This is a genomic window from Pantoea sp. LS15 (assembly GCF_012241585.1).
Taxonomy (GTDB): domain Bacteria; phylum Pseudomonadota; class Gammaproteobacteria; order Enterobacterales; family Enterobacteriaceae; genus Enterobacter.
In genome coordinates this window covers 3,042-4,674 of record NZ_JAAVXA010000031.1, presented here as the reverse complement: position 1 = coordinate 4,674, position 1,633 = coordinate 3,042, and the positions used below count along the sequence as shown (strand labels likewise).

The window sequence follows — 1,633 nt, the reverse complement described above, 5'->3', positions numbered from 1 at the left end:
AAATGAATACCAAGTCTCAACGAGTGAACACGTAATTCATTACGAAGTTTAATTCATTGAGCATCAAACTTTTAAATTGAAGAGTTTGATCATGGCTCAGATTGAACGCTGGCGGCAGGCCTAACACATGCAAGTCGAGCGGTAGCACAGAGAGCTTGCTCTCGGGTGACGAGCGGCGGACGGGTGAGTAATGTCTGGGAAACTGCCTGATGGAGGGGGATAACTACTGGAAACGGTAGCTAATACCGCATAACGTCGCAAGACCAAAGAGGGGGACCTTCGGGCCTCTTGCCATCAGATGTGCCCAGATGGGATTAGCTAGTAGGTGGGGTAACGGCTCACCTAGGCGACGATCCCTAGCTGGTCTGAGAGGATGACCAGCCACACTGGAACTGAGACACGGTCCAGACTCCTACGGGAGGCAGCAGTGGGGAATATTGCACAATGGGCGCAAGCCTGATGCAGCCATGCCGCGTGTATGAAGAAGGCCTTCGGGTTGTAAAGTACTTTCAGCGGGGAGGAAGGTGCTGAGGTTAATAACCTCAGCAATTGACGTTACCCGCAGAAGAAGCACCGGCTAACTCCGTGCCAGCAGCCGCGGTAATACGGAGGGTGCAAGCGTTAATCGGAATTACTGGGCGTAAAGCGCACGCAGGCGGTCTGTCAAGTCGGATGTGAAATCCCCGGGCTCAACCTGGGAACTGCATTCGAAACTGGCAGGCTAGAGTCTTGTAGAGGGGGGTAGAATTCCAGGTGTAGCGGTGAAATGCGTAGAGATCTGGAGGAATACCGGTGGCGAAGGCGGCCCCCTGGACAAAGACTGACGCTCAGGTGCGAAAGCGTGGGGAGCAAACAGGATTAGATACCCTGGTAGTCCACGCCGTAAACGATGTCGATTTGGAGGTTGTTCCCTTGAGGAGTGGCTTCCGGAGCTAACGCGTTAAATCGACCGCCTGGGGAGTACGGCCGCAAGGTTAAAACTCAAATGAATTGACGGGGGCCCGCACAAGCGGTGGAGCATGTGGTTTAATTCGATGCAACGCGAAGAACCTTACCTACTCTTGACATCCAGAGAACTTAGCAGAGATGCTTTGGTGCCTTCGGGAACTCTGAGACAGGTGCTGCATGGCTGTCGTCAGCTCGTGTTGTGAAATGTTGGGTTAAGTCCCGCAACGAGCGCAACCCTTATCCTTTGTTGCCAGCGGTCCGGCCGGGAACTCAAAGGAGACTGCCAGTGATAAACTGGAGGAAGGTGGGGATGACGTCAAGTCATCATGGCCCTTACGAGTAGGGCTACACACGTGCTACAATGGCGCATACAAAGAGAAGCGACCTCGCGAGAGCAAGCGGACCTCATAAAGTGCGTCGTAGTCCGGATTGGAGTCTGCAACTCGACTCCATGAAGTCGGAATCGCTAGTAATCGTAGATCAGAATGCTACGGTGAATACGTTCCCGGGCCTTGTACACACCGCCCGTCACACCATGGGAGTGGGTTGCAAAAGAAGTAGGTAGCTTAACCTTCGGGAGGGCGCTTACCACTTTGTGATTCATGACTGGGGTGAAGTCGTAACAAGGTAACCGTAGGGGAACCTGCGGTTGGATCACCTCCTTACCTTAAAGAACCTGCCTTTG

Annotated in this window: 1 rRNA gene; it reads left to right on the top strand. The window is 53.3% G+C overall.

What is annotated here, in order from left to right:
- The first annotated feature begins 73 nt into the window (after positions 1-73).
- Positions 74-1,613: ribosomal RNA gene (locus HED65_RS22395) — 16S ribosomal RNA — on the top strand.
- The last annotated feature ends 20 nt before the right edge of the window (positions 1,614-1,633 follow it).